Here is a 2,379-nt window from a genome sequence, read left to right as displayed (position 1 = left end):
TTCTGTGAATTTTGTCGGCTAACTTAATTCTACAAAAAGGGTCTTCCTTTTTCTATGTTCTAAAAATCATTTACACAAAATATTTTATACTCTCCTGCTACGACTCGATTCTTTATATTAAGACTAAATATCAGATCCAAAATATATTAATAATAATCAATTTATGTTTTTAAGAATAAAATGTTTTAAAAAGTGAAAAATGCTGTTAAAGTGTTGCTTTTTGAAAAGCTACCATATAAAATATTGAAAACTGAAAATTTTGATCGACATTGATTAGGACTAGTAATTTGAATAATCTTTTACAGAGAGGGAATTAAAGCTGAGAAGTTCCTAAAGAGATTCAAATGAACCTACCTATGAGTTCTGTGTTGAAAAACACAGCGGTTGAGACCGTTATAAAATTAAGTGTAAAGCTGTGCTTTAAATTAGGGTGGTACCACCATAAAGGGTCCCTAACTTAAAGTACAGCTTTTTTTATTTTATGAAGGAGGGGTCACATGTCTAAGCAATTTGTAGAAAACATTACGAATATGGAAGATGATTTTGCTCAATGGTACACCGATGTGGTGAGGAAGGCGAAACTTGTTGATTATTCAAGTGTTCGGGGAAGTATGATCATAAGACCTTATGGGTATCAAATTTGGGAAAATATCAAAATTGAATTAGATAAACGAATCAAAGAGACAGGACATGAGAATGTTTATATGCCACTGTTCATTCCTGAGAGCTTACTCCAAAAGGAAAAAGACCATATTGAAGGGTTTGCTCCTGAAGTGGCTTGGGTGACACATGGAGGCGAGGAAGAACTGCAGGAACGATTATGTGTACGGCCAACTTCAGAAGTGTTGTTTGGCGAGCATTATAAAAATATCATTCATTCATACAGAGATTTACCTAAATTATATAATCAATGGTCTAATGTTGTAAGGTGGGAAAAAACGACTCGTCCTTTTCTAAGAACGTTAGAGTTTTTATGGCAAGAAGGTCATACATGCCATGAAACTGAGGAAGAAGCAATCGAAGAAACGGAAAAAATGCTAGATGTTTATTCTAAAATTTGTGAGGAATTCTTGGCTATTCCAGTTATTAAAGGGAAAAAGACCGATCAAGAAAAGTTTGCCGGAGCAACATTCACCTATACAGTCGAGAGTTTAATGCACGATGGAAAAGCATTACAAACTGCAACCTCTCACTTTTTAGGGGATGGTTTTGCTAAAGCTTTTGGAATTGAGTTTTTAGATCGAAATGGTGAGCTACAAAACGTTCAACAAACCTCTTGGGGATTCACAACTAGAGTCATTGGAGCGATGATTATGGTTCATGGAGATAATAGAGGCTTAGTTCTTCCACCAAAGGTTGCTCCAACGCAAGTCATGATCCTCCCAATTGCTCAACATAAAGAAGGGGTGTTGGATCACGCTTACTCAATAAAAAATAGACTTTCAAGTATAGCTAGAGTTGGCATCGATTCAAGTGATAAACAGCCAGGGTGGAAGTTTAATGAGTATGAAATGCTAGGGGTACCACTTCGTTTAGAAGTTGGGCCAAGGGATATCGAAAAGGAACAAGTCGTATTGGTTAGACGCGATACGGGTGATAAATTTACAGTATCGTTAGAAGAGCTTGAGACTAAAATAGAAGAAACCTTATCACAAATTCAAGCTAATCTTTATAAAAAGGCTAAAGAGCGTATGACCGAAAAAACGACATCCGTTACCAATTTAGAAGATTTTCAAAATGTGTTACAAGAAGGGAATCAACTGATAAAAGCGATGTGGTGTGGAAATTCTGCTTGTGAAAATATTATAAAAGAAAAAACGGGTGCTACTTCTCGTTGTATCCCATTTAATCAAGAGTCCATCTCAGCTCAATGCGTTTGCTGTAACCATCAAGTCCAACATATGGTGTATTGGGCAAAAGCATATTAACAAAAACCAGTTTGAGTAAAACCACTCTAACTCAATAAAGACCTGTTGACTACCTCAACTGAGCGAGAAAAAGGTGACCTCGATTTTATTTCGGGTCACCTTTTTACTTTTTATAGCTATTAAAAGCTAAAAATGAAAACAATATGGCAAGTGCTATACCTATCCCAATTAATATATTAACTATCATCCATATATCTCCTCCTAATTTCGTGCCATTCGTTAATTAATTAATCCCCTTTTCTTCATGTTGATCTTCATAATAGTCTCCGTTAATACTTCTATCAAATTCTTCAACTAAATCATGTAACTCCATAGCTTGTTCTTTAAGTCTGGATTTATGATCCATAAGCATTTGTTGTAACTGCTAAACTAAATTATACAGTTTTCGCTAGATAAAATTGAACACTTTTTTACCAAATTTCCTTCGGAAAAGTATATGATAGGTTTTTAG

At 34.9% G+C, this 2,379-nt stretch carries 2 protein-coding genes and 1 other annotated feature; of the genes, one reads left to right on the top strand and one right to left on the bottom strand.

The window, feature by feature from the left end:
* Positions 1–260 precede the first annotated feature (260 nt).
* Positions 261–457 (top strand) — a binding site (T-box leader).
* 40 nt (positions 458–497) lie between these two features.
* Positions 498–1,928: a proline--tRNA ligase gene (gene proS, locus BMY57_RS15785; RefSeq protein WP_091776409.1), complete on the top strand. Its 1,431-nt coding sequence runs from the start codon at positions 498–500 to the stop codon at positions 1,926–1,928.
* A 223-nt stretch (positions 1,929–2,151) separates the two neighbouring features.
* On the opposite strand, the gene BMY57_RS16415 is transcribed toward proS, so the two are convergent.
* On the bottom strand, positions 2,152–2,280 hold the full coding sequence (locus BMY57_RS16415; RefSeq protein ID WP_256205341.1) for a hypothetical protein: 129 nt from the start codon (positions 2,278–2,280) through the stop codon (positions 2,152–2,154).
* Positions 2,281–2,379 lie beyond the last annotated feature (99 nt).

The organism is Piscibacillus halophilus (assembly GCF_900110685.1).
Lineage (GTDB): Bacteria > Bacillota > Bacilli > Bacillales > Alkalibacillaceae > Piscibacillus > Piscibacillus halophilus.
The sequence above is the reverse complement of the archived record's forward strand: the minus strand, read 5'-3'. Positions and strand labels throughout refer to the sequence as shown.

Bases quoted from the DNA above. Each gene is read 5' to 3' on its own strand.
- BMY57_RS16415 (WP_256205341.1), bottom strand. From the start codon at position 2,280: ATGCTTATGGATCATAAATCCAGACTTAAAGAACAAGCTATGGAGTTA.
- proS (WP_091776409.1), top strand. From the start codon at position 498: ATGTCTAAGCAATTTGTAGAAAACATTACGAATATGGAAGATGATTTT.